Origin of the sequence: Clostridium sp. D33t1_170424_F3 (assembly GCF_015667585.1) — a bacterium.
Taxonomy (GTDB): Bacteria; Bacillota; Clostridia; order Oscillospirales; family Acutalibacteraceae; genus Anaeromassilibacillus.
Genome location: NZ_JADPEG010000006.1, coordinates 140,560 through 164,261, shown reverse-complemented (window position 1 = coordinate 164,261; position 23,702 = coordinate 140,560). Strand labels below are relative to the sequence as shown.

Sequence of the window (23,702 nt, the reverse complement as noted above, 5' to 3'; positions counted from 1 at the left end):
CTTTATGATGTCCCCGGACGCGGTGGACGTCTCCAAGCTTCCTGTCAAAACCCTTTATACCGGCGCAAAACTGCCCGGCGTGGGTATCGGGACCTTCGGATCCGACCGCTTCAACGGCGAGGACATCGCCGCCGCTGTCTCCGGCGCGCTGCGCGTCGGCTACCGCTTTGTGGACTGCGCCGCCTGCTATGGCAACGAAGACTTGGTCGGCAGCGTTTTAAAGGAGGCCATCGACGGCGGCCTGCCCCGCGAGGAGCTGTTCGTCATGTCAAAGCTGTGGAACGACAAGCACGAGCCGGAGGATGTGATCGCCTCCTGTAAACAGACCCTCAAGGATTTGCAGCTCGACTATCTGGATTGTTATCTCGTTCACTGGCCTTTCCCAAATTTTCATCCCGCCGGCTGCGACGTGGAATCCCGTTGGCCGGACGCCCGTCCGTACATCCATGAGGAATTCATGCGCACCTGGCGCGCGATGGAAAGCCTGGTGGATATGGGGTTGTGCAAGCATATCGGCACCTCTAATGTCACCATCCCCAAGCTGGAGCTGATCCGCCGCGACGCGCGCATTCAGCCCGCAATCAACGAGATGGAGCTGCACCCATGCTTCCAGCAGGGCGAGCTGTTCCGCTACTGCCTGGATCACAATATCCAGCCGGTCGGCTTTTGTCCCATCGGTTCTCCCACGCGTCCAGACCGCGACAAAGCCGAGGACGATCTTACAGACATCGAGCAGCCCGTGGTTAAGCGCATCGCTGAGGCGCACGGCGTCCACCCGGCGGTGATCTGCGTCAAATGGGCGGTGGCGCGCGGACAGGTGCCGATCCCGTTCTCTATCCGTCCGGCGGAGTACCGCAGCAATCTGCAGTGCGCCACAGAGGACCCGCTCACCGCGGAGGAACTGGAAGCGCTCAAGAGCGTGGACCGCAACTGCCGCCTGATCAAAGGGCCGGTATTCCTGTGGCCCGGCGCAAAATCGTGGCTGGACCTGTGGGACGTGGACGGCACCATCCCCGGCTGGAACGGCTACGAGCGGGAGGGCGCGCCATGCTGAAAGGGATTCCCCCCATCCTCTCGCCGGAGCTTTTAAAGGCGCTGGACGAGATGGGCCACACCGACGAACTGACCATCGGGGACGGCAATTTTCCGGGTCACACCTACGGTAAGAAAGTGATCCGGCTGGACGGGCACGGCGTACCGGAAGTATTGGACGCAATCCTGCAGCTTTTCCCACTGGATGCTTATGTGGAGCATCCAGCCGCGCTGATGGCGGTGGTTCCCGACGACCCTGTGGAAACACCTATCTGGGACGAATACCGGCGCATTGTGGCAAAGTACGATCCCCGGGGCGCGGCCTGCTTTGAAGAAATCGACAAATGGGCGTTTTACCGGCGCACACAGGAAAAATCCGCACTTGTCATCATGACCGGGGAAACCGCTCTGTATGCCAATGTCATTCTGAGAAAAGGCGTCGTCACAGGTTCATAAAGAAAAAACGCTCACTGTGTGCGTACAGCGGGCGTTTTTTATCGATCGTTTTTGCCAGTCTCCCTCATATCGACTTTTTTATGGGACACACTATTCCTGAGGTGATTAAAATGGCAAAACAAGGAATGGCCCGTCCCGATTGGTCCAAGCAACCCAAAAATGACATCCCGCCCGTACCGCAGATTCAGGGCAAAGCCAAGCACGGTAAGGATCACGCGCGCCCGATTATCGCCGGAACAGCGTCACCGGAGCTGAAAGTTTACCACGAATTAAAAGGCGACGGCTCTGTTGGAGACCCGAATCCTTAACCATAACCGTCTTTCTTCGACCTGATAACGGAAGAAAAAATTTTTAACTTTGTACCTTTTAAAACGAGACGCACTCTAAAACTTTGCTGCAGTTTGCAGTTTGTGAAAGTTTATCATTTTCTTATCCTTCAATTACAACAAGTCTCCAGAAAATACGTATCATTCAGTGTTATGATGGCGATATTCTGATCCGTATACGGACATTTTAGAATTTTATCGTTCGTTAAAACGCTTTTCTCCACGCAAAACGGCCCTGAACTGCTCAAAGGCAGTTCAGGGCCGTTTCATTTTTATATGCAGGATTTACTCCGCCTGAAACTTTTCCCGAAGCATCTGTAAAAATCGTTCCGTCGCTCTGGAAAATACCTGATACTTCTTCCAGACGATGTAAAGCGGCGATTCCAGTTGCGGCTCGACCCGCCGGAAACAAAGCGGGCTGTTACCGGCGGTATTCACCAGCTTATCCAACGTCAGCGCGTACCCCAGCCCTTCTTCCACCATCAGGGAGGCGTTAAAAATCAGGTTGTAAGTGGCTGCAACATGCAGGGAATCGTATTCTCGGTTCAGCCAGTCAGACAAGCGGCTTTTGCTCAGCGCCTGCCGGGAAAGTAGGAGGGGAACCTCCCATAGGTCCTCCGCGCAGATGCTTTCTTTTTCAGCCAGGGCGCTGTCCTGGCGCATCAATACGCCCCAAACGTCGGTGACGGGCAGTCTGAGGTAATCATACTTTTTCATGTCGCTGGGTTCAATCATAATACCGAAGTCCAGAAGGCCTTTATCCAGCCGTTCCCCCACGTCGTCTGCGTTGCCGCTGAACAAATGATACCGAATCAACGGGCATTCAATTTGCAGTTCCCGTGCAGCTTGGGCGATCAAACGAATGGCGTCGCTTTCTCCACCGCCAATATAAATATCGCCAACAGTAACGTCTTCTGTTTCACGAAATTCCGATTCCGTTTTCTCCACCAGTTCCACAATTTCATTGGCCCGCTTCCGCAGGAGTATTCCATCCTCGGTCAAAACAATTTTCCGGTTTCCCCGGATAAACAGCTTTTTACCCAGCTCTTCCTCCAGGTCCATCAACTGGCGGGAAAGCGTCGGCTGGGTCAGGTGCAAGTAATCGGCCGCGCCAGAGATACTTTCCTCCCGGGCAACCGCCAAAAAATAACGCAACACACGAAGTTCCATTGGTTCCCTCCTTCCGGTTTAATTTTACTATAGCATCAGAAATCCATACTCGTCAAGCATAAGTATTTATTTAATATAGGCATTTGATATTTGAACACACAGCCGATATAATGTAACCAAAGCGAAAGCAAAGCCGGAAAACCTGAATGGAGAAATGTGAGGAATGATGAAGATGGAGCTGCAAGAATTTTTGGATCAGTTAAATTGCGGAGATCATGTGGTGAATGAATCGGAAACGCATCAGTTTATGCGTATGGCTGCCTTTGAAGCGATGAAACTGACCGCAGAACTCAACAACAGCTATCATGATCTGGACGAAAGCCGGGAACTGTTTGCACGCATTACTGGCAAACCGGTGGATGAAACCTTTGCGCTGTTCCCCCCTTTTTATACTGATTTCGGTAAGAACATCACAGTGGGAAAAGGCGTCTTTATTAATTCCGGCTGCCACTTTCAAGACCAGGGCGGCATCACCATCGGTGAAGGAAGCCTGATTGGCCATAATGTAGTATTGGCAACGCTGAATCACGAGATAGACCCGACCCACAGAAAAGACATGCATCCCGCACCTATTGTTATCGGCCGCAATGTCTGGATTGGCGCAAATGCCACCATTTGCCCCGGCGTATCCATCAGCGACGGAGTGGTTGTGGCAGCCGGCGCAGTGGTGATAAAGGATGTTCCCGCAAACACGATGGTGGGCGGCGTTCCAGCAAAAATCATCAAGCACATTTCACTATAACATACGAATGATAGATATAGGAGGAAAATAGGATGAGCAAGAAAACACTGATTATTTCCACAAGCCCCCGCAAGGGCGGCAATTCGGACGCCTTAGCGGAGGAGTTTGCCCGGGGCGCCCGGGAATCCGGCCAACAGGTAGAAAAAATTTGTCTGTATGATAAAACCATTGGGTTCTGCAAGGGCTGCCTGGCGTGTCAAAAAACCCAGCGGTGCGTCATTCATGATGACGCGGACGTCATCGCCCAAAAGATGCGCGTTGCTGATATAATCGTCTTTGCCACCCCTGTTTACTATTATGAGATGTGCGGCCAGATGAAAACTTTGCTGGACCGGGCCAATCCGCTCTACTCCGCCGACTATGCATTCCGCGACATCTATCTGTTGGCGGCAGCGGCAGAATCGGAGGAAAACGCCGTGGAGGGAGCCGTTCATGGACTGGAAGGCTGGGTCGCCTGCTTTGAAAAGGCGCGTCTGGCTGGCGTTGTCTTCGGCGGCGGTGCGGATACGGTAGGAAGCATCCAGGGAAATCCCGCATTGCAAAAAGCCTACGAAATGGGAAAAGCAGTTGTGAAAGAGGGAATGTAATGTGAAAAGGCAAGTGTCCCTTGCCGCCGCATTGCTGCTATCCCTTTCACTGACAGCTTGCGGCCAAAAGGACCAGGAGCCACAGATCGAACAGCCCGTCTCTTCCATCATGGAAATCGCCGCAGAATCCGGCTCCTCTCCGGAAAAGACGCCGCCAACGGAAGAATTGACATTGCCGGAAGAACTGCTGGTTCAGGTGCAGACCAACGACAGCGACGCCATCCTGTTCCGGTTAAACGACAGCACCGCGGCAAGCTCGCTTTATCGGCAGCTCCCCCTTGCTGTCCAAATAGAGGACTACGCGGGAAGCGAAAAGATTTTTCATCCGCCCGAAAAGCTGGATGTAAGCAATACCCCTTTGGCACAAGGCCCCGCGGGAACCCTTGCCTATTACGAGCCATGGGGAGACGTCGTGTTTTTTTACGCGGCCTGCAAGGGCGCTTCCGGATTATACGAACTTGGTGAAGCGGTGTCCGGTGCTGAGCTGATCCCAACCCTTTCCGGGGAAATACGGATCACAGAAGCGGAAGAATCGGCAGAGACGGACGGAGCGTCAAGCGCTTCCGCCCCTCCGCAGGAGGAAAAAACCATCGCGTCCGCTCCACCAGCACAAACAAAACCCGATTCCTCCGCGCCGCTACAGGAATCAAAAACAACTGCTTCCACTCTGCCGCAGGAAACCGAGCCCAGTGCCCCTGCGCCGGATCCCGTTGTTTCTACGCCAGAACCTGATCAACAGGTGACAATGCAGCAGCCATCTTCTCAGGAAAATTTTACGACCATGCCGCTGCTTCAAATCGAAGTGGGAAATAAAAACTTTACCGCCACACTCTATGACAATGCAACGACCCGCGCCCTGATTCAAAAATTGCCGCTGACTCTTACCATGAGCGAAATGAACGGCAATGAAAAATACCATTATTTTGCCGATGGCCTGCCCACCAACGCCAATCGGCCAGCTGGTATCCATGCGGGCGACTTGATGCTCTATGGCCCCGACTGCCTGGTATTGTTTTACGAGAGTTTTTCCACCGCCTACAGTTACACTCCGTTAGGTAGCATCGATGATCCTGCCGGGCTTTCTGAAGCGCTGGGAACAGGCGATGTGCAGGTACGTTACCGGATGACAGAATAGTTAAACAGCATCTTTGAAATTTACTCCGATAGTGAAATACATACCCGCCATGGAATTTCTTTGTTTATACATAACGACACAAAAAAGAAGCGATCGATTGAAAAAATTTCAATCGATCGCTTCTTTTTTGTCACATTGATTCCTGCATAAAGAGCTGAATAGCAGCCACCGCTTCCTCAATATACTTGGTCAGCGGTTTTTCCACATTGCCCGCAACATGAATCCGGCACTTCTCTATTGGAATCAAAACTTTCTGGGCAGGACTCCCGGATACCGCGGCGGCCATTGCAGGAGTGATCTCTCCCCACATCGCGTTTGCCATGATAATACCGATCGGGCCAGCGATAACGTCCGCCGACTTTGCGTTAAAAACCGCAGGGTTTTCTCCTGTCGCACCGACGCTCGCCCCCGCTTTCAGCATGGCGGAGGTCGCAAGCGAGTTGGTTCCCACGGCGACAATCTGCGCCTGCGGCATCGCCTGGCGAAGCTTTTCAATCAGGCATTTCCCGATTCCGCCGCCCTGTCCGTCGATTACTAAAATCTGCATGGTATTGCTTCCTGTCTTTCCTCTTACTTATGGTAAAGCTTCTTTGTCTGGTATTTTGGCTCACAGGTCAGATTCACGCCCAATTTTCGGAACGTCATCTCATCCACCTGCGACAGAATCACAGAGGAATGTGCCTCACAGCCGCGCAGTTTGGCCAATTGCCGCAGCGCAAGCTCCGCGGTAGGATTCGTTGCCGCGCAGATGGAGAGCGCAATCAGGATTTCGTCCGTATGCAGACGCGGGTTGATGTTTCCCAAATGGCGCGTTTTCAAATTTTGGATGGGTTCAATCACAATGGGAGAAATCAAAGGCATGGTATGGCTGATGCCGCCCAAATGCTTTAATGCGTTCAGCAGGACTGCGGCGGACGCGCCCAATAAAGACGAGGTTTTTCCAGTGATGATGGTGCCGTCACACAGTTCAATCGCCGCTGCGGGCATACCGGTCTCTTCCGCCCGTTTTAACGCGGGCGCCGCGACCTTCCGGTCCGCGACCGTCACGCCTGCCTGATTCATCAGGAGTTCCAGTTTAAAAACAGCCTCTTCCGCAATGCGGCCCTGTCTCTGCTCGCACATGGCATGATAATACCGGCGGATAATCTCCTGCCGGGACGCTTCTTTGCATACCTCGTCGTCTATAATGCAATTTCCAACCATATTGACGCCCATATCCGTGGGCGAATGATATGGACTGTTGCCCGCTATTTTCTCCAGGATCGCATTTAACACCGGAAAGACCTCCACATCGCGGTTATAGTTTACGGTCGTTTCCCCATACGCTTCCAAATGGAATGGGTCGATCATATTGACGTCATTCAGATCCGCCGTCGCCGCTTCATATGCCAGATTGACCGGATGCTTCAACGGCAGGTTCCAGATCGGAAAAGTTTCAAATTTGGCATAGCCGGATTTGAGACCGTGCTTGTATTCATGATAAAGCTGAGAAAGGCAGGTTGCCATTTTTCCGCTGCCAGGTCCCGGCGCGGTCACAACTACCAGCGGACGGCTTGTCTCCACATATTGGTTTTTTCCAAATCCGTCGTCGCTGACGATGTGCGCAATATTGGACGGATACCCTTCGATCGGATAGTGCAGATAGACCGGCACGTGCATTTTCTCCAGTAAATTACGGAACGCATCCGCCACCGGCTGGCCGGAATACTGCGCAATGACCACGCTTCCCACGTAAAGGCCAATATCGCGGAACGCATCGATCAGACGCAGTACGTCGGCATCGTAGGTGATTCCGATATCCCCGCGAATTTTACTTTTTTCTATATCCGCCGCGTTGATGACAATGACAATTTCCACCTGGTCGGAAAGCTGGAGCAGCATCTTCATTTTACTATCCGGCTGAAAGCCCGGCAGCACGCGCGACGCGTGATAATCGTCAAAAAGCTTGCCGCCCATTTCCAGATACAGCTTATTGTCAAACATTTCAATCCGCTTCAAGATGTGCTGCGATTGCAGCTCCAAATATTTGTCGTTATCAAATCCTACTTCTGCTTTCATTTTTTACCTCACTCATCCTTATACCCAAAAAGAGCAATATCGTATTTATTATAATAAAACAAAAAAGAGATTACAACTTGAATTTGGAAGTTTAGGAAAATTACCTTACCAAAATTCGCGTAATTTCTCGCAAAGTTCTTCCCTATTTCTTACATATTGCGCATGCTGCCAATGAGGCGGGAACAGCGCACGGTAAGAACCGGTTGTAAAACGGCTGTCGATCAGCAATATGACGCCGCGTTCCGACTCACCGCGGATGACACGTCCGGCCGCCTGCTGCACCTTATTCATCCCCGGATACTGATAGGCATAAGGGAACCCCATTCCATTGACCTGATCGTAATAGTCCCGCAATATATTTTGCTCCACGCTGATCTGCGGGAGGCCAACGCCGATGATCGCCGTTCCTATGAGGCGGTCCCCCTGTAAATCCACGCCCTCTGCATAGACGCCGCCTAAAACGCAGAATCCCAAAAGGGACTCCGAACCCGCTGCATCAAATTGCTCCAAAAACTGTTCCCGTTCCGCTTCTCTCATGCCGCTGCTCTGCAAAAGCGTGCGAACCTGCGGATAAATAGTCCGAAACACCTCATGCACATCGTTCATATACCGGTAGGAGGGGAAATAAGCCATATAATTGCCGCGTTTTTCCCGCATCATCGCATACAGCATGTCGGCAATCGGCCGCAAACTTTTTTCCCTGTCGTTGTACTTGGTGCTAATGCTGCCTGCGATAAAAATCCCCAGATTTTGCGCGTCAAACGGAGATGGCAGCGCGTATTTCTTTGAAACCTCGTCCCCACCCAAAACAGAAGCAAAATAGTCCAGCGGAGAAAAAGTAGCCGAAAACAGAATGGAGGAACTCCCCCGCTCCATCGCCTGGCGGAGCAGCGCAGACGGGTCCATACACAGGAGTTTAACGCGCACCTCGCTCCCCTGTACCGCAATATAGGTCAGATAATGGTCGTCGTATAACTCTGTTATTTTAAGGAAAAAGCGGGCGTCAAAATAGCATTGCAACACCTCTGGAACCATCGACTCGCCCCGGTGGCGCTCCATCCATTCTTCCATGCAATGAACAAATTGATGCAGCAACTGAACCAGCTCTTTTGGAAAGTCCTTCTGTGTAATGCCCTTCTGCCCCAGCTCTTCGCATTGCTTGCGCATAGAGAGCATTTCCGCGTTGACTTTTCCCAATGCCTGATAAATGCGCTTGTTCTCCTTGCCAGCCAGTCTTTTTGCCTCCAGAATCTGCGCTTTACTCAGCAGAGCGGAATACATGGAACGGGAACGGTCCACCAGATTGTGCGCTTCGTCAATCAAGAACACATACTTTTCTTTTTTACCGGAAAAGAACCGTTTTAAATAAACCACCGGATCAAACAGGTAATTATAGTCTCCAATCACCGCGTCGCACCAGAGGGAAACATCCAAAGCCAGTTCAAAGGGGCACACTTTATGGGTCTCCGCGCAGCATGCGATCGTCTGCCGGGTCATCGCCTCTTCATGCTCCAGCAGATCATACAGGGCGTCATTGACACGGTCATAGTATCCGTCCGCATACGGGCATGCTTCCGGATTGCAGTTTCGTTCCTCTAAAAAGCAGATTTTATCCTTTGCGGTCAGCGTAATCGTTTTGAGTCGCAGGCCTTTCTCCCTCATGCGAAGAAGCGCGTCTTCCGCTACCTGCCGTGTAATCGTCTTTGCCGTCAGATAAAAAATACGTTCCGTCTTGTCCTCTCCCATCGCCTTTATCGCGGGAAACAAGGTGGACATGGTTTTTCCGATACCTGTGGGCGCCTGACAAAACAACATGCCGTCGGCTGCAATCGTACGGTAGACAGCCGCCGCAAGCTGTCTCTGTCCCGCTCGATAGGACGAAAAGGGGAAATTCAGTTCCTGTATGGATTGTTTTCTCACTGCAAGCCAGCCCTGCTGCAGTTGCGCCCATTTTCTATACTGATCCAAAAGATCAAAATAAAACCTTTGCAGTTCTTCCAGCATGAAGGTGCGTTGAAACTCTTTGATCTGATCCGTGTCCACATGATAATAACGGAGCTGCACGGCTATTCGTTCCTGTTGATGCTGCACCACATAAAAATAAGCATAGCACATGGCTTGTCCCCAATGTGCATGGTTAAAGTCCTCTGTGATCCGCTCCAAGGGGACCAGTGTCGTTTTGATTTCATCAATGACGATTCCTTCTTTGTTTGTAAGAACGCCATCCGCCCGCCCCTCTACCTGATAGGTAATTCCATAGCGCTCGACTGTATGGGACAAAAAAACTTCTGCCTGGTAACCTTCGCCTCCGGCTTTTTGCAGCTTACGATGAATACGTGCGCCCTCATCCGCCCGATTTACTCCACCAAATCGATTATCCAAACTTCCGCTGCGCAGGAGGAACTCCACCAGATTTTTCACAGATACTTTCACCAGGTTTTGAATCGTCAGCTCCCCCTTTTTCTTATCGGCCCCGCTTCTATCAAAGACAATCCGCTTCCGCGTAATTTTCATATATAAAAAACTTCTTTAGTAGTATAACAGATATCCAGTCGTTTTGCTATGGAGCAGCCGTCATTCCCATGTAAAATGCACCCTGTGAATTTGCAAGGATGTTAAAATGTTCCCAATTGGAAAAGCATTAAAATTTACGACTGCTTCTCATTTGAACAAGGCAATCTATTAAAAAGCAATGTCTTTTAACGGACTCCATTTCCGGCTTCATATTATAAAAAGCACATGAAGAATGGCGGCAGCAAAGCATTTAACCTCTTCTGATAATGGCAAGTAAAAAACCGTAAGAACGGCTTTTCAGCACAGTCATACGGTTATGTTTTTTTGATTCAACTATCGTTTTTTTCCTCGTTCTGCTTTTCCCAGTGAGTCTCTTAACTTAATCGGCTTCATTCTGCGGCGATTATCCGCCAATATTTCAGAAATTTGGCCGTTTGCCTGCTCGATCTCCGCGCGAAAACCGGTCGCGGAAAGCCGCAGCGCCCCATGCCCTAAAATGATCAATTGCTCTGCCGCATCGGAAGTGGCAACACGGACACGGTACTTTTTCCCTATTTCCGCAGTTGTTTTTTCAATGTAGGCGTCCGCTGTTTCCGCTTCTTTTGTATATACCACATAAATGTTGTGGTACCGTGACACTTCACCAATATTGCCAGGTACCTTATAAGCGTCAAAAACGAGGATGACTTTACATTTACGGAACCCCTGATAATTGCTGAGCAAATCCATCAGTGCCTGCCGCGCCGCACCGAGATTTTCCCAGGCAGCCTCCTTCAGTTCCTCCCAGGCAAAGATGATATTGTAACCATCCACCAACAAATACTCAGGGTCCGTATTTCTCGGTGGGAGTTCAATATGCTCCTGTTGATCTTCCTCCCTGTTCACAGGCCGCGGCAAAAACGCCCGCGGTTTGACGGGCCCGTATGTCTTTTCAAAAATGCTTTGGAGTTCTTTGTCCTGCTCCAGCGTGCCAGCGTAAGAGACGGAACGCGGCGCGCGCGTGGGAACCTGTTCCAACTCCGGTTCCCGCACTTCCTGGTTTAATCCGCTGTCCACATGCATGTATTTTCGCACCTGGTCCCATTTTACGGTAAATCCCGCGCCGTGCTCACAAAATACAGAATCTGCCGGATGAATCAAATCCCGTTCCCTTTCATACCCGATTTCCGCAATCACTTCCTCCGGGTTATGGCATGTGTCATATCCCGCCAAAACACAGGAGAGCCTCCCCCTGCCCTTGGTATAGGATACCAGCTCTTTGGAATAGTCCCGCATGCAGGCAACCGGAGCAAAGCCGGTCAGGATCGCTTCTTCCCCTTCGGTTTCCGGCGGGGAAGCGTTCCCGGACATTCGCTGTAAGTCCGCCATGGCGCGCCCGACACATTCCACCGGAACCTCCAGACGGTAGCGGTACCAGGGTTCCAGCAAAACGCTTTTGGCGCACATCAATCCCTGACGCACGGCCCGATACGTCGCCTGGCGAAAATCCCCGCCCTCCGTATGCTTCACATGGGCGCGCCCTGCCAGAAGCGTTATTTTCATATCGGTAATCGGAGAACCTGTCAATACCCCCACATGGATCCGTTCTTCCAGATGCGTCAAAATCAGCCTCTGCCAATTGCGGTCCAGAACATCCTCGCTGCAAACCGTATCAAATTGCAGGCCGCTGCCCCTCTCTCCCGGTTCCAGCAGCAGGTGGACCTCCGCATAATGACGGAGCGGTTCAAAATGTCCCACGCCCTCCACCGGCTCGGCGATCGTTTCCCGGTAGACGATACTGCCTGTACCAAACTGAACCTCCAATCCGAACCGTTCCGCAATCAACTTTTGTAAAATTTCCATCTGCACTTCACCCATCAGCTGGATATGAATTTCCCTCAGCGTTTCGTTCCAGACAATATGAAGCTGCGGGTCTTCCTCTTCCAATTGGCGCAATTTGAGCAGCGTAAGGTGCGGGTCATACCCTTCCGGCAAAAGGACCTGATACGTAATCACTGGTTCCAGCACCGGCGGTTCCGACGCCTCTTCCGCACCCAGGGCCTCCCCGGGGTACGTCCGGCTCAATCCGGTTACCGCACAGACAGTTCCCGCCGGCACTTCCTCCACCGCCCGAAATTTAGTTCCAGAGTAAATGCGGATCTGGTCTATTTTTTCCTCCCAGATTTGATCCGTTGTAAGCCCATCCCTGCGATTTGTCAGCGGCATACGAACCCGCAGGCTGCCGCCCGTCACTTTTAAATAGGTCAGCCGGTTCCCCTGCGAATCCCGTGCAATCTTATAAACTCTGGCGCCAAAGTCAGGTGGAAACGTTTTGCAGCGGGTATAGCGTTGCAATCCCTTTAGGAAGGCGCTTACTCCGTCAAGCTTCAGCGCAGAACCAAAATAGCAGGGAAAGAGCCTGCGCCGCGCAATCAAGTCGGTGATTTCCCCATCGGCAAACGTTTCTGTTGCTAAAAAATGTTCCAGCGCCGATTCGTCGCACATCGCGATATTTTCCCAAAATTCCGCTGGAACTTGCCCTTCGCTGAAATCCACACAGCCGCCGTTGAGCCGCTTTAATTCCTGCAGTAGAGCCGCCTGACCGGTCACAGGTAAATCCATTTTGTTGACAAACAGAAAGGTCGGGATCTGGTATTTATTCAAAAGCTGCCAGAGCGTCCGGGTATGGCCCTGCACACCCGCAGTGCCGCTCACAACCAATACCGCATAATCCAGCACTCGCAGCGTCCGTTCCATTTCGCTGGAAAAATCCACATGGCCCGGCGTGTCAAGCAAAGTGATTTCCAGATCGCCTACAGAAAGCACCGCCTGTTTGGAGAAAATTGTAATCCCTCTTTCCCGTTCCAGTGATTCCGTATCCAGAAAAGCATTCTGATGATCTACCCGGCCCAGCTTTTTGAGCTGTCCGCTCTGAAAAAGCATCGCTTCCGAAAGCGTGGTTTTCCCAGCGTCCACATGGGCAAGAATTCCCACCGCTAACTTTCTTTGCTCATTACATTCCATATATGATAAATTCTCCTTTTTAGGGGTAAACGCTTCAATCTACTGTAACATACCCATAGCAGGTTTCTTCATTGTAAAGGGAAAAAAAGAAAATGTCAAACAGGGGTTCAGCGATTGTAAAAGGTGAGGCTATTGGACAGTTATATGCAAAAGGGACACAAAGCCATATATGGCTTTGTGTCCCTTTTATAATATGATTTTATCCTACAACAACCGAACAGTGCAGCTGTGCCGCTTCACCCGGCATCGTGGTATAGACGCCTGTTTTTGTTCCTGGGGCGCCGACTGCCCAAATACGGAAATAGTAGTCGTTGCCGATCTTGGCTACAAACTGCGTTTTAAAGATATTCCCGTTGCCTACGGCAAAGCTCGGCATCGCGGTACTGCCATTTAAAACAGTCATTTTAAAGCAATAAGCGCTGCCTCTTTTCAGGGTAAATTCCATCGTTGTATCAGAGCGTACAGACGCAGGAGCGGGCGCAGTTACCGTTGGTATTGTCACGACCGGAGTAATTGGGACAGTTGGAGCGGTTGCCACAGCGGTTCCGTCCCCCGTTGTGTTAGAGGCGGTATCTTTTCTGCTGCCTCCTCCTCCGCTACCGCCGCCTCCAGAAACAGGCTTTTTCCCGTCCAATTGGCGCTGCGTGCCAATAAGTTTCTCTGCCGCAGTATTCTTCTGATCCGGCGTTGCGTCCAGATTGGCCTGAACCGCTTCCGCAGCCTCCAAGGCTTCGTCAAACGCTGCTTTTACGTCGGCAGACCCTCTGGTATAGAGATAATTGTTTTTAACTGCCTTCGCACTGCTTATCGCCTGGTTCAGCTTATTCGTTACAATATTAATTCCGTCCAACTGATTCAGCTTTTCCTGTAACGCCGTTTCTGCCGCAGCCATTTCCTTTAAAGCAGCTTCCTTATCCGCCAGAAGCTCTTCCGCATCCTTTAAAGCCTTATCAAAGGCTTCTTTTTTGCTTGCGGTTGCGTATGTATACTCTGCTGTATTTCCAATCTCTTTTGCTTTAGCAATGGTTTCTTCCAGCTTGTTCTTTACAAATGCCGCGCCGTCCAATTGCTCCTGCTTTTCTTGTAACTCTGCCGCTGCCGTCTTCATCTCTTCCAATGCCGCACTCTGATTTTGCAGAAGCGCTTCCGCAGTACGCAAGGCCTTGTCAAATGCGGCTTTTTTCTCTGCGGCTGCATAGAGATAACTATACGTATCTTTTGTTTCTTTTGCATCGAACACTGTCTGAATCAGACTTTTTTTCACAACCTCCGCGCCGTCCAATAGCCCTTGCTTCTCTTGCAGCGTAATCCTTGCTGTATCCATATCTTCGGGGACAGCATCCTTATTTTGCAAAAGGTCCTCTGCTTTTTTCAGCGCCTCATCAAAGGCACTTTTCCTGCTTGCGGTTGCATCGGTGTAAACGCATGTATTTTTGATCTTCCTGGCCGCTACAATTGTTTCTTCCAGCTCGTTCTTTACAAAATTCACGCCGTTCAACTGCGCCTGCTTTTCCTGTAATTTGGCTGCAGCCGCATCAAGCTCTTCCTGCGTTGCACCCAAGCTTTGTAAAAGCTCTTCCGCATCTTTTAAAGCCTGATCAAAAGCTGTTTTCTTCTCAGCGTCCGCATAAATATAAGCCAACGTACTTTGGATCTTTTGGGCATTGGAAACCGCTTCTATCAGCGCATTTTTTTCGAGAAATGCCTCATGTCCATCGACAGTCAACGCTTTTAAGCACACATTTGCAAGCGTAACTTCGCTTTTTTCATCTGAGCCATAGAGAGTTTCATCATAATCCAAAATGTCCAGCCAGTCTTCACCGTCATAGCTGATAAAGCTTTCTCCCCTGCTGCAATCGGCTTCAGCCGTCACCCCATCACAATATCCGTTCAGCTCGCAGGCAATCGGATAGATGGTTTCATGATCCCACATTTGATCGGTGGTTCTGGGAATTTTCATCGTTATAACAATCGCAAACTTTTCACCTTCATAAACGGGGACCGGGGTATCCAACTCAATTGTGTGATAACCCGCGTACGGTTCTGAACCGGTTTGTTCTGTTTCGTACGCTTTTATGCCGCTGGTTGGGTCGGCGTCATCCTGCAGATCGGTATAAACCTGAATAGAGTACGTGCAGTCGTATGTTGTTGTATAAAACGCCGCCGCTTTAATGGTCTCATCGCCTGTCGCGGTAAACACATTGGACATTTTCATCGGCGCTGTGGGGTTACCCGCCAAACCGAGCGTCGTGCTCCAGCCGGTGCCGTCATACTGGTAATTGTGATCGTACGGCTGGTCGGCGGAAGCGATAAACTGGCAGGTTTCAGAAATGGAACTGTCTTCATAGGAAAGATAGAAGCAGCCATCCATTGAATTGACATTGCCATCCAAACCCCAGCTGTTGCGAATCAGCCAGCCTCCATCGTTTTTCGGCTGTCTTCCAGTTATGCCGCTTTTAAAATAAGAAGCCGGAATCGTATCATCCCAACCGATAATCTGCACTGCATGGTCCAAATTCACCTTCTCCGGACCATTATATGGCTGCATAACAAATATTTCCCCATTGATATTCTTAATATTATAGTCGTAGGAAGCCGCTGATTTGTACGAGACAGAAACGCTGCTGCCGTCCATCAGCACTTGTTTAATTGCAGCGCCGTTCCATTTTCCATTTTGATCTTTCGTTGGCAAATAATTGCTTTCCACCAGATAATAGGGAGTCGTATAATGGTATTCTTCTCCTACTTCTCCGTATTTTTCGACATCCTTTAAAATGTATTGTCCATTGACATAATTAAAATTGCTGTAGCTTTCCGGATAAGGGACAGCTTTTTCCAACTGAAATCCAATTCTGGACAAGGTTGCATTTGCCATAAAGGTATTGCCGCCGAATTCATACCAGGGATATAACATGTCTTTTGTTTCATTTGCAGAATTTCCCCAAGGCTGGAAGGTATCTCCCGCAGTCCCGTCCTCTGGCGTGTCCGGGTTTGCCAAACCGTTGTAAGTGAAATACGCCAAATGACGCGGCGAAAAAACGACGTCATCCTCCGGAAATAACTCAGACTCCGCCGAGCCAGTCGCCGCAAATGCCCAGCAGGTCCCCCAACGGGTTTGATTGCGTATCTCATCCGTCACTTCATCTTTATTGCGCAAATCATAGGAGCTTGGAAAACTTTTTGCCGCTCTTGCAAGCGTTTTGGGGACATAGGCCTGCTGCAAATAGGACGGATTCATAAACGGCTGTACATATCCAGAATGTCCGTGCTCTAATTCGCCCGTTTCTTCATCCGAATCCCATTCCGGTTCTGTCAATACGGAATTTGGCACACTCGCAGCAAACTGAGACGCAAGCTTTCCTGTAGACGTTTTCGCAAAGCCCGTTGTCGCTGTCAAAGAACTCGTTACCATAGAAAGAGCCAATAAAAAAGAGGCTACTTTCCGACTCTGTTTTGAAAAATGCATCTTTACACTTCCTTCCCATAAATTCCAAAAAATTTCAGACTTTAATTTAATTTACAAAATAACTTATGATATTTCTAAATATATACCTATGTGTCAAATATTGTCAACTTGATTTCCGTCAGAAGCAAATGGAATTCCTCACAATATTTCTTTCTAAATCTTAGCAAAAATAGAGAAATACGAATTAAAATACTGTATTTTTAAAAGTGTTTTCCATCATCTTTCTACTGTTTTAACAAAGTAAAGTGATAATACTTCACCTGCAGACATTTTTTATAAAAATATAAAGGCTCTGATTTTACACAAAAACTTTGTGTAAAATCAGAGCCTTAGTTTTTATTTTAATAAAACTCAATCGATTGCGGAGGGACACTTTTCCCGGATAACCGCCATTGCCGCCTCATCTCCAACCACGGTTACATCCGGATGCACCTGCAGAATCGACGCAGGAACCTCCGGTGTAATCGGTCCGAACAAAGACTGATAAAGAATTTCCGCTTTCCCTGCGCCATTCGCGACCAGCAGAACTTTTTTCGCCCCCATAATTGCGCCGATTCCCATCGTGACTGCATAGCGCGGCACTTCATCCTTACTGGCAAAGAAACGAGCGTTTGCATCGATTGTTTTCTGCTTTAGCGTAACACGGTGCGTCTCTTTAATAAAACTATCGCTTGGCTCGTTAAAACCAATATGGCCGGTATTGCCAATACCCAACAGCTGCAGATCAATACCGCCCAGACTATCAATCAATTTGTCATAGCGGTGGCCTTCCGCTGCAACATCCTTTGCCAAACCATCCGGTACATGCGTATTTACCATCTGAACATTAATATGCTTGAAGAAGTTTTCTTTCATGTAATAGTGATAGCTTTGTTCATGCTCCGGAGCCAACCCGCAATACTCGTCCAGATTAACGCTGCGTACCTTTGTGAAGTCTACATCTCCCTTTTCATACCAGTCGATTAATTGGGAATACACCCCCAATGGTGTGGAACCTGTAGCAAGGCCAAGGACGGAATCCGGTTTTAAAATGACCTGAGCAGAAATGAGATTTGCGGCTTTCCTGCTCATTGCGGTGTAATCCGGTGCGCTGAAAATCTTCATACAAACCTTCCTTTCGCGGCCGCGAACTGCCAACTTTTTTGACAGTGGCAGCCAATAAAATATTCTGCTTCTATTATACCTTTTTTATCAGGAATAGCAACAGCGTAGGCCGTATATTTATTGCCCAATTTGCAAACAATTGTGACAAGATATGCAAACAGGAGGGTACAACACTACACTATGAAAAAAGACGCTGTTTTATTCGCCACAGGAGGTATCATTTATCCCGTTTTGGAAATTGCCAGCCGTGGCTATAGCGATGTTTCCATGTCAATCGCAGGCGGTGTATGTCTCTGTCTGATCAACCGTTTTTGCAATGGACCTTTTAAAAAGAAAAGCCTGTCCTTTAAATGCTGTGTCGGTTCCGGCATTATCACTTCTGTGGAGTTTTTGACTGGCATTGTCGTCAATGTCCTGTTGAAGCAGAACGTTTGGGACTACTCTGACCTTCCCCTCAATGTTCTGGGACAGGTTTGCCTTCCTTTTTCGATTCTCTGGTTCTTCATTACGATCCCCGCGTTGGGCCTCTGCGGATTATATGACAAAATAAAAGGAATTCCACACAGAAAGCGCATCGCCAAATAAAAACAGAAGCAAAGAAATTCCAATTCCTCTCAAATTAGCGGTGACAAAACGTTGATTTTATCGTATTGCTATGGTATAATATTTTTCGTTCATTCGCCGCTGTGGCGGAATTGGCAGACGCAAGGGACTTAAAATCCCTCGGTGGAAACACTGTACCGGTTCGATCCCGGTCAGCGGCACCAAAAGGCCTTGCAGAGTATCATGCTCTGCAAGGCCTTTTGTTTGAAATATCAAAAAATCATCTGGTTACAGGTCGTCTGCATCCTGGACGGGATACAGGTCGTCCTGGGGCGTGCCGGTATAGCTGCCGCCGACGTCCGAAAGGATGCTGCCTTTCCCCGTTTGTTTCATCATGGATGCTACTTTTTCGGCCTTCTGTTCTGCGCCGGATTTCTTCTTGGACTGCTTGTTTGCCAATAGTCCGTTTTTTCCTTCTACCATAAAATCACCCCTATGGCAGTATTCCCTCATTCGGCACGAATATGACTTTATGTAGCAGGCCGCATTCCCTCTGTCAAATCCATTACGACCGCCGAAGCCAGGATCAGTCCGGCAACAGACGGGACAAACGCCACACTGCCGGGCGTCTGACGTTTGGATGAGTCTGCTTCTATTTCTTCAGCTTCTTCTCTTGGAGCAGGCTGCTCTTTGGAATATACAACCTTTAATGCCGGTATGTTTCTTTTCTTCAGCTCCCTGCGCATCACCCGGCAAAGCGGGCACATCGACGTATCGTAAATATCAGCAATTTCAAATTGTGTAGGATCCAGTTTGTTCCCTGCTCCCATGCTGCTGATAATGGGAATTTGCTTTTGCCGGGCAATTTCTGCCAGCGCCAGTTTTGCGGAAATGGTATCCACAGCGTCTATGATGTAATCGCAGCCATCTAAAAAATCTGACGGCGTTTCCGGCAGAAAAAAGATGGAGTAACATTCAATTTGAACCTCTGGATTGATCGCGCGGGCCCGCTCTTTCATAACATCCACCTTTTTCCTGCCGATGGTCTGGTGATCCGCGATAATCTGCCGGTTGATGTTGGTTAAGCTGACCGTGTCATTATCAATCAACAGCAGACGCCCAACCCCAGTGCGCACCAAAGCCTCAACCGTATAGCCGCCCACGCCGCCGATCCCAAAAATTGCAATACTGCATTCCTTTAACCGCTGGATACTCCGCTTCCCAAGCAGCAGCTGGGACCGGGAAAATTCATTGAGCATGTTTGCTGTCTCCTTTTGATATAAATACGGCAATTACTGTCTGGAATAAAATACAGATGTCCTTCCAAAATGAAAATTTTTTCATATATTCCAGATTTAAAGTCATTTTGGGAGGCAGTATTTTCTCTATATAAACTTCATCGGTGTTTTCACAGGAACTGAGCAATGCGTCCTCGTCCTTGAAAGCGATGCTGGCAGGAGCTGTTATACCCGGGCGAATCAACAGGGTGGCCATTTGCTCCGGCGTATAAATATCCACATACTTCCGAATTTCCGGCCGGGGACCGACCATACTCATTGAACCGTTTAATACGTTTAACAATTGGGATACCTCATCCAACCGGAACTTACGGATCAAATGTCCTACCCTAGTAACACGCGGATCATGCCCAACAGTAATAGAAGGGCCAATTTGATCGGCATTTTGAACCATAGTGCGAAATTTGTAGATCCGAAAATCCTGATTATATTTTCCCACTCTAACCTGGCGATAAAAAACGGGCCCTTTGGAATCCAATTTGATGGCGGCAGCCAATATCAACAGGAAAGGAGACAGTATTGCCAATAAAACTACAGATACAAAAATATCAAAGGCGCGTTTTGCCACCAGTGAGATTTTTCTCTTTTGCAAGCCTTCCCAATAGACTTTTGTATATATGTTCCGCATTTCTTCCGGCAAGTTTTCATAGCTCACGGCATGATCTCCCATCCACATATTTTTATTATTATAGCATAAAAATCCTTACAGGAACAGATTTTGCCCCTTCTTTCTCATTGTTACTTCTTTTTTAAAGCGTTATTCACGAAAACCACAGAAAAAAAGCGCGTTCCTTATTTACATTTTATATAAAAAAATGTTATACTAAGTTGAGATATGATTTAACACGAGTTATATATTGAATGAAGAAATGTTGCTGCTTAATTTCTATGTAAAAACACAAGGAGGTTTTTTTAATGGCATATTATTTAGGAATTGACTTGGGCGGAACCAATATCGCAGTAGGCGTTGTAGATGAAAACTATCAGATTATTGGAAGAGGAAAAAACAAAACAAAAGTCCCCTGCTCTTCGGAGGAAATGTGCGAACAACTCGCGGTCACAGCCTTTGCCGCCTTGGAAGACGCCAATATCTCCATTGACGATATTCCATGGGTTGGAATCGGAACCCCCGGTACAGTCGATCGCGATAACGGCGTTGTAGAGTTCTCCAACAACCTTTATTTTAACAATTTTCAGCTGAAACAAATGCTGCAGGAAAGAATGAAAAAGAACGTCATTGTCGAAAATGACGCCAACGCAGCGGCATATGGAGAGTTCAAGGCCGGCGCTTTGAAAGGCGCTAAAAACGGTCTTGCCATCACCTTGGGTACCGGCGTTGGCAGCGGTATTATCATAGACGGAAAAATCTATGCAGGCACCAATCACTGTGCCGGTGAAATGGGACATACAGTCATCGTCTTCAATGGCCGGCACTGCTCCTGTGGGCGCAACGGCTGCTGGGAGCGGTACTCTGCGGCAACCGGTCTAATCATCAGCACCAAAGAAGCTATGATGGCAAATCCGGATAAGGAACAGCCCATCTGGAAGCTGGTGGACGGCGACATCGAAAAGGTCAGCGGACGGACCGCCTTTGACGCCATGCGTGCTGGAGATTCCATCGGCAAGCAGGTTGTTGATGAATACATCGCTTATCTTGGATGCGGTCTTGCCAACTGTGTCAACACCTTGCAGCCTGACATTCTCTGCATTGGCGGCGGCATTTGCAACGAGGGAGAAACCCTGCTGGCGCCCCTGCGCGAATACGTAGACAAAGAGCAGTACGGCGGTGCGAAAATCCGTACCAAAATTTGTAAGGCACAGCTCGGCAACGACGCAGGCATCATCGGCGCTGCACTGCTGGGTATCTGATAAATTGTTTGTTAGAGGGATGGAATATGAGCATTGAACAACATATTTTTGGCGAGATGCCAAACGGAACAAAAATTCATTTGTACACATTAAAAAACAAAAATAACGTTTCTATTCAAATTATGGAATATGGCGCGAGAGTCGTCAGTATCCATGTGCCTGACAAAAACGGAATCTTTTCCAATGTGGTCCTGAGTCACGACACTTTGGAAGAGTACCTTGCAGACGGGGACTTTCTGGGTGCTGCAGTGGGACGGTACGCAAACCGGATTGCCGACGGCACTGTCCGCATCGACGGCGCCGCCTATTCTCTGAGCCAGAATGAAAACGGCAATACGCTTCACGGTGGATTCCATGGATTCCATCAAAAAGTATGGCAGGTAAAAGACAGCAACAACAGCGATGATGTCCCCTCAATTTCTTTTACATATCATAGTCCTGACGGAGAAGAAGGATTCCCTGGAAATCTGGATATTACCATTAAGTATACCCTTTCCACGGACAATGCGCTGGTGATCGACTATGAAGCGAAAACGGACGCGGCCACGCTCGTCAACCTAACCAACCACAGCTTCTTTAATCTGTCCGGAGACCCGGGGCAGGACATTCTCTCCCATGAGCTGCAGATCCATGCAGACTCTATTACGGTTGCCGGAAGCGGACTCATTCCGACCGGCGCTTTCTCCCCAGTCGCAGACACCGCCGCAGATTTCAGGCAGGCAAAGCCGATCGGCCGTGACATTCACGCGGAAGAACCCCTACTGCTGCAATGCGGTGGATACGATCACAACTTTGTTTTATCCGCCGAGAGCGGGATCAGGAAGGCCGCGGAGGCATATGAGCCCGTCAGTGGTCGTGTTATGGAAACCTTTACGGATATGCCGGGCATGCAGCTCTACACGGCAAACGGCTTCCCGGAAAATGTATTTGCCAGTGGTAGAATTCCGTTGCAGGCGCACCACGCCTTTTGTCTGGAAACGCAGTTTTATCCGGACTCCCCGCATCATTCCAACTTCCCAAGTACCGTATTGGTTCCTGCAGAAGTATATCGCCACACGACAATTTATAAGTTTTCTGTGCGGTAACAAGTGGTTATAAATTTATTTCAGCCGTATGCAAATGATTGCATACGGCTGTTTTCTTTGTGTGCAAAGCGGCACACATACAGGATATAAGATCTAAAACCCAAAGCAACGCACAAAAATAGGGCATTTAAAAATGCAGTAAGTTTTCCCTCATTATCTGTAACGATTTTAGCAAACTGACCATATCGGGACTTACGGTTAAAGCATTTGTCATTAGGGTTAATATTGCCATAATATAAATCTCAAGAATAGTCATGACAGCACCCCCAAACTTTTAAGCAGCCAAACGCAGTCCTTCAGACCTTGCCTATAAACAACTTCAGATTCACGATCAGCAACAAGGCCAATGTCGAATATGCATTCTTCGACAAGTTCTTTTTGGTCAGCTTTCAGATTATCACGAAAGATCATGTATATCTCTTCCTGTTGCTTCTTGATATATTCATATTCCGTCGTTTCTTTGTACGTTTCTAAAGCATTGGAAAGCAGATTACTTAAGAACTCGTTCCATTCTTCATTTTTACCCATAGTTTTAAATTCCTTTCAAAAATCGTGCAACCCTTGAAAGAAATCACAGCGCATGGTATAATATTTATACTGTAATTATCTTTTAGGTAGTTGCCGTACTGGAAGTGGCTTCAACTTTTGTGAGGGAGAGCCGCTTCCTTTCATTTTTTCTTTAGGTCTGGTTTCAAACGTTTAATCCCACGCCTTGCCGCTTCCATTACAGAAACAGCTTCTTGTTCGCAATAGGCATCAAGTATATCTTTTGCCTCTTGATCTAATTTCACACCTATTTTGTAAGGCTTCGGATTATCGGTTGGCCGTCCCATTTTTTTCTTGTCCAATTAATCACCTCACTTTGGGACATCCTAAGTATAGCACTTAGGATGTCCCAAAGTCAATAGGTGTTTTATATTTTATTGATTTGATTCTCCGAGATTAATTGTAAATGATATCGTTTGCAACAATTTCCTCAGCACGTGCCCGAATGTTATTCATCCGCCCCACCCACTCCATCTGGTCATGAGCTTTTAGTTCTTCTGTTACCCCTTCTTTTTCAGCAAGTTTCTTTACCGCCCAGAGTGTTTCCGCCTGCACATTGGCATTTGAGTGGGTAAAACAAGGTCAGGAAGATAATAGTCGCCCTGCAACGTGTAGCTGATACCTGTTTTTTCATCTGCAAAATGCTGTTTCATGGTGTATCCCTCATCTTTCATAATTGTTATTTCTAAAGCGTTTATCACGCTTTTTAGACTGCGCTGCGGGGCTCTTGCCTGCTGCAAAAGCTCGTCTGCCTGTTTACTGCCGATG

At 48.7% G+C, this 23,702-nt stretch carries 23 protein-coding genes and 1 tRNA gene; 10 read left to right on the top strand and 14 right to left on the bottom strand.

The window, feature by feature from the left end:
• Positions 1-7: 7 nt before the first annotated feature.
• The 3 genes from I4V53_RS05900 (at position 8) to I4V53_RS05890 (ending at position 1,796) form a co-directional block, all read left to right on the top strand.
• Entirely contained in the window at positions 8-1,054 is a 1,047-nt protein-coding gene (locus I4V53_RS05900; RefSeq protein WP_195984538.1) for an aldo/keto reductase, read from the top strand.
• Entirely contained in the window at positions 1,048-1,488 is a 441-nt protein-coding gene (locus I4V53_RS05895) for an RbsD/FucU family protein (protein WP_195984486.1), read from the top strand. Before I4V53_RS05900 ends, I4V53_RS05895 begins: the two co-directional genes overlap by 7 nt.
• Before the next feature lie 110 nt (positions 1,489-1,598).
• Positions 1,599-1,796, top strand: a complete 198-nt coding sequence (locus tag I4V53_RS05890; RefSeq protein WP_195984484.1) for a hypothetical protein — start codon at positions 1,599-1,601, stop codon at positions 1,794-1,796.
• Between the two features lie 303 nt (positions 1,797-2,099).
• Here I4V53_RS05890 and I4V53_RS05885 read toward each other — a convergent pair whose 3' ends face one another.
• Positions 2,100-2,984 carry a LysR family transcriptional regulator gene (locus tag I4V53_RS05885; protein WP_195984482.1) on the bottom strand — a complete coding sequence of 295 codons (885 nt, stop codon included), beginning with the start codon at positions 2,982-2,984 and terminating at the stop codon, positions 2,100-2,102.
• A gap of 172 nt (positions 2,985-3,156) precedes the next feature.
• On the opposite strand from I4V53_RS05885, the gene I4V53_RS05880 reads away from it, so the two are divergent.
• From I4V53_RS05880 to I4V53_RS14005, 3 genes are read left to right on the top strand one after another with little or no spacing between them, the layout of a single operon-like run.
• Positions 3,157-3,726 carry a DapH/DapD/GlmU-related protein gene (locus I4V53_RS05880; protein ID WP_195984536.1) on the top strand — a complete coding sequence of 190 codons (570 nt, stop codon included), beginning with the start codon at positions 3,157-3,159 and terminating at the stop codon, positions 3,724-3,726.
• Between the two features lie 32 nt (positions 3,727-3,758).
• Positions 3,759-4,313 (top strand): flavodoxin family protein, encoded by a 555-nt coding sequence (locus I4V53_RS05875; RefSeq protein ID WP_195984480.1) that lies wholly within the window; start codon positions 3,759-3,761, stop codon positions 4,311-4,313.
• A 1-nt stretch (position 4,314) separates the two neighbouring features.
• Positions 4,315-5,448, top strand: coding sequence for a cyclophilin-like fold protein (locus I4V53_RS14005; protein ID WP_353616483.1), 1,134 nt, complete (start codon positions 4,315-4,317; stop codon positions 5,446-5,448).
• Positions 5,449-5,578: 130 nt separating this feature from the next.
• Here I4V53_RS14005 and I4V53_RS05860 read toward each other — a convergent pair whose 3' ends face one another.
• From I4V53_RS05860 to nagB, 6 genes are all read right to left on the bottom strand, one after another.
• A complete protein-coding gene (locus I4V53_RS05860; RefSeq protein WP_195984477.1) occupies positions 5,579-5,995 on the bottom strand; it encodes a DUF3842 family protein in 417 nt (138 codons plus the stop codon).
• A 23-nt stretch (positions 5,996-6,018) separates the two neighbouring features.
• Positions 6,019-7,506 carry a DUF1846 domain-containing protein gene (locus I4V53_RS05855; protein ID WP_195984475.1) on the bottom strand — a complete coding sequence of 496 codons (1,488 nt, stop codon included), beginning with the start codon at positions 7,504-7,506 and terminating at the stop codon, positions 6,019-6,021.
• A 105-nt stretch (positions 7,507-7,611) separates the two neighbouring features.
• Positions 7,612-10,020 carry an ATP-dependent DNA helicase gene (locus I4V53_RS05850; RefSeq protein ID WP_195984474.1) on the bottom strand — a complete coding sequence of 803 codons (2,409 nt, stop codon included), beginning with the start codon at positions 10,018-10,020 and terminating at the stop codon, positions 7,612-7,614.
• Positions 10,021-10,353: 333 nt separating this feature from the next.
• Positions 10,354-13,023, bottom strand: a complete 2,670-nt coding sequence (locus I4V53_RS05845) for a translation factor GTPase family protein (RefSeq protein ID WP_195984471.1) — start codon at positions 13,021-13,023, stop codon at positions 10,354-10,356.
• A 199-nt stretch (positions 13,024-13,222) separates the two neighbouring features.
• Entirely contained in the window at positions 13,223-16,420 is a 3,198-nt protein-coding gene (locus I4V53_RS05840) for a lectin like domain-containing protein (RefSeq protein ID WP_195984469.1), read from the bottom strand.
• A 420-nt stretch (positions 16,421-16,840) separates the two neighbouring features.
• Positions 16,841-17,593: a glucosamine-6-phosphate deaminase gene (gene nagB, locus I4V53_RS05835; protein ID WP_195984467.1), complete on the bottom strand. Its 753-nt coding sequence runs from the start codon at positions 17,591-17,593 to the stop codon at positions 16,841-16,843.
• A 180-nt stretch (positions 17,594-17,773) separates the two neighbouring features.
• Here nagB and I4V53_RS05830 point away from each other — a divergent pair, with 180 nt between their 5' ends.
• Together I4V53_RS05830 and I4V53_RS05825 are read left to right on the top strand one after the other, a co-directional pair.
• The gene (locus tag I4V53_RS05830; RefSeq protein ID WP_195984465.1) at positions 17,774-18,178 is read left to right on the top strand and encodes a putative ABC transporter permease; all 405 of its coding nucleotides are present in this window, start codon (positions 17,774-17,776) and stop codon (positions 18,176-18,178) included.
• Between the two features lie 95 nt (positions 18,179-18,273).
• Positions 18,274-18,360, top strand: a tRNA-Leu gene (locus I4V53_RS05825).
• A gap of 64 nt (positions 18,361-18,424) precedes the next feature.
• Here I4V53_RS05825 and I4V53_RS05820 read toward each other — a convergent pair.
• From I4V53_RS05820 to I4V53_RS05810, 3 genes are read right to left on the bottom strand one after another with little or no spacing between them, the layout of a single operon-like run.
• Complete coding sequence (locus tag I4V53_RS05820; protein WP_050698202.1) at positions 18,425-18,619, bottom strand: hypothetical protein; 195 nt, start codon at positions 18,617-18,619, stop codon at positions 18,425-18,427.
• A 47-nt stretch (positions 18,620-18,666) separates the two neighbouring features.
• Positions 18,667-19,395, bottom strand: coding sequence for a tRNA threonylcarbamoyladenosine dehydratase (locus I4V53_RS05815; RefSeq protein ID WP_195984464.1), 729 nt, complete (start codon positions 19,393-19,395; stop codon positions 18,667-18,669).
• The gene (locus I4V53_RS05810) at positions 19,385-20,089 is read right to left on the bottom strand and encodes a sugar transferase (RefSeq protein ID WP_502709358.1); all 705 of its coding nucleotides are present in this window, start codon (positions 20,087-20,089) and stop codon (positions 19,385-19,387) included. The genes I4V53_RS05815 and I4V53_RS05810 overlap by 11 nt, the downstream gene beginning before the upstream one ends.
• Positions 20,090-20,349: 260 nt before the next feature.
• Between I4V53_RS05810 and I4V53_RS05805 the strand changes: the two genes are divergently transcribed.
• Entirely contained in the window at positions 20,350-21,303 is a 954-nt protein-coding gene (locus I4V53_RS05805; RefSeq protein ID WP_195984459.1) for an ROK family protein, read from the top strand.
• 26 nt (positions 21,304-21,329) lie between these two features.
• Complete coding sequence (locus I4V53_RS05800; RefSeq protein ID WP_195984457.1) at positions 21,330-22,388, top strand: aldose epimerase family protein; 1,059 nt, start codon at positions 21,330-21,332, stop codon at positions 22,386-22,388.
• Positions 22,389-22,640: 252 nt separating this feature from the next.
• On the opposite strand, the gene I4V53_RS05795 is transcribed toward I4V53_RS05800, so the two are convergent.
• The 4 genes from I4V53_RS05795 to I4V53_RS14160 form a co-directional block, all read right to left on the bottom strand.
• Complete coding sequence (locus I4V53_RS05795) at positions 22,641-22,916, bottom strand: hypothetical protein (protein WP_195984455.1); 276 nt, start codon at positions 22,914-22,916, stop codon at positions 22,641-22,643.
• Positions 22,917-23,056: 140 nt separating this feature from the next.
• Entirely contained in the window at positions 23,057-23,236 is a 180-nt protein-coding gene (locus I4V53_RS05790) for a hypothetical protein (RefSeq protein ID WP_195984543.1), read from the bottom strand.
• Positions 23,237-23,330: 94 nt separating this feature from the next.
• The gene (locus I4V53_RS14280) at positions 23,331-23,489 is read right to left on the bottom strand and encodes a TnpV protein (RefSeq protein ID WP_502709357.1); all 159 of its coding nucleotides are present in this window, start codon (positions 23,487-23,489) and stop codon (positions 23,331-23,333) included.
• Positions 23,462-23,674 carry a hypothetical protein gene (locus tag I4V53_RS14160; protein ID WP_353616486.1) on the bottom strand — a complete coding sequence of 71 codons (213 nt, stop codon included), beginning with the start codon at positions 23,672-23,674 and terminating at the stop codon, positions 23,462-23,464. Before I4V53_RS14160 ends, I4V53_RS14280 begins: the two co-directional genes overlap by 28 nt.
• Positions 23,675-23,702: the final 28 nt, after the last annotated feature.

Bases quoted from the DNA above. Each gene is read 5' to 3' on its own strand.
- I4V53_RS05895 (WP_195984486.1), top strand. From the start codon at position 1,048: ATGCTGAAAGGGATTCCCCCCATCCTCTCGCCGGAGCTTTTAAAGGCG.
- I4V53_RS05800 (WP_195984457.1), top strand. From the start codon at position 21,330: ATGAGCATTGAACAACATATTTTTGGCGAGATGCCAAACGGAACAAAA.
- I4V53_RS05860 (WP_195984477.1), bottom strand. From the start codon at position 5,995: ATGCAGATTTTAGTAATCGACGGACAGGGCGGCGGAATCGGGAAATGC.
- I4V53_RS05900 (WP_195984538.1), top strand. From the start codon at position 8: ATGTCCCCGGACGCGGTGGACGTCTCCAAGCTTCCTGTCAAAACCCTT.
- I4V53_RS05815 (WP_195984464.1), bottom strand. From the start codon at position 19,395: ATGCTCAATGAATTTTCCCGGTCCCAGCTGCTGCTTGGGAAGCGGAGT.
- I4V53_RS05855 (WP_195984475.1), bottom strand. From the start codon at position 7,506: ATGAAAGCAGAAGTAGGATTTGATAACGACAAATATTTGGAGCTGCAA.
- nagB (WP_195984467.1), bottom strand. From the start codon at position 17,593: ATGAAGATTTTCAGCGCACCGGATTACACCGCAATGAGCAGGAAAGCC.
- I4V53_RS05805 (WP_195984459.1), top strand. From the start codon at position 20,350: ATGGCATATTATTTAGGAATTGACTTGGGCGGAACCAATATCGCAGTA.
- I4V53_RS05830 (WP_195984465.1), top strand. From the start codon at position 17,774: ATGAAAAAAGACGCTGTTTTATTCGCCACAGGAGGTATCATTTATCCC.
- I4V53_RS05880 (WP_195984536.1), top strand. From the start codon at position 3,157: ATGGAGCTGCAAGAATTTTTGGATCAGTTAAATTGCGGAGATCATGTG.
- I4V53_RS05795 (WP_195984455.1), bottom strand. From the start codon at position 22,916: ATGGGTAAAAATGAAGAATGGAACGAGTTCTTAAGTAATCTGCTTTCC.
- I4V53_RS05820 (WP_050698202.1), bottom strand. From the start codon at position 18,619: ATGGTAGAAGGAAAAAACGGACTATTGGCAAACAAGCAGTCCAAGAAG.
- I4V53_RS05885 (WP_195984482.1), bottom strand. From the start codon at position 2,984: ATGGAACTTCGTGTGTTGCGTTATTTTTTGGCGGTTGCCCGGGAGGAA.
- I4V53_RS05875 (WP_195984480.1), top strand. From the start codon at position 3,759: ATGAGCAAGAAAACACTGATTATTTCCACAAGCCCCCGCAAGGGCGGC.
- I4V53_RS05890 (WP_195984484.1), top strand. From the start codon at position 1,599: ATGGCAAAACAAGGAATGGCCCGTCCCGATTGGTCCAAGCAACCCAAA.
- I4V53_RS05850 (WP_195984474.1), bottom strand. From the start codon at position 10,020: ATGAAAATTACGCGGAAGCGGATTGTCTTTGATAGAAGCGGGGCCGAT.
- I4V53_RS05845 (WP_195984471.1), bottom strand. From the start codon at position 13,023: ATGGAATGTAATGAGCAAAGAAAGTTAGCGGTGGGAATTCTTGCCCAT.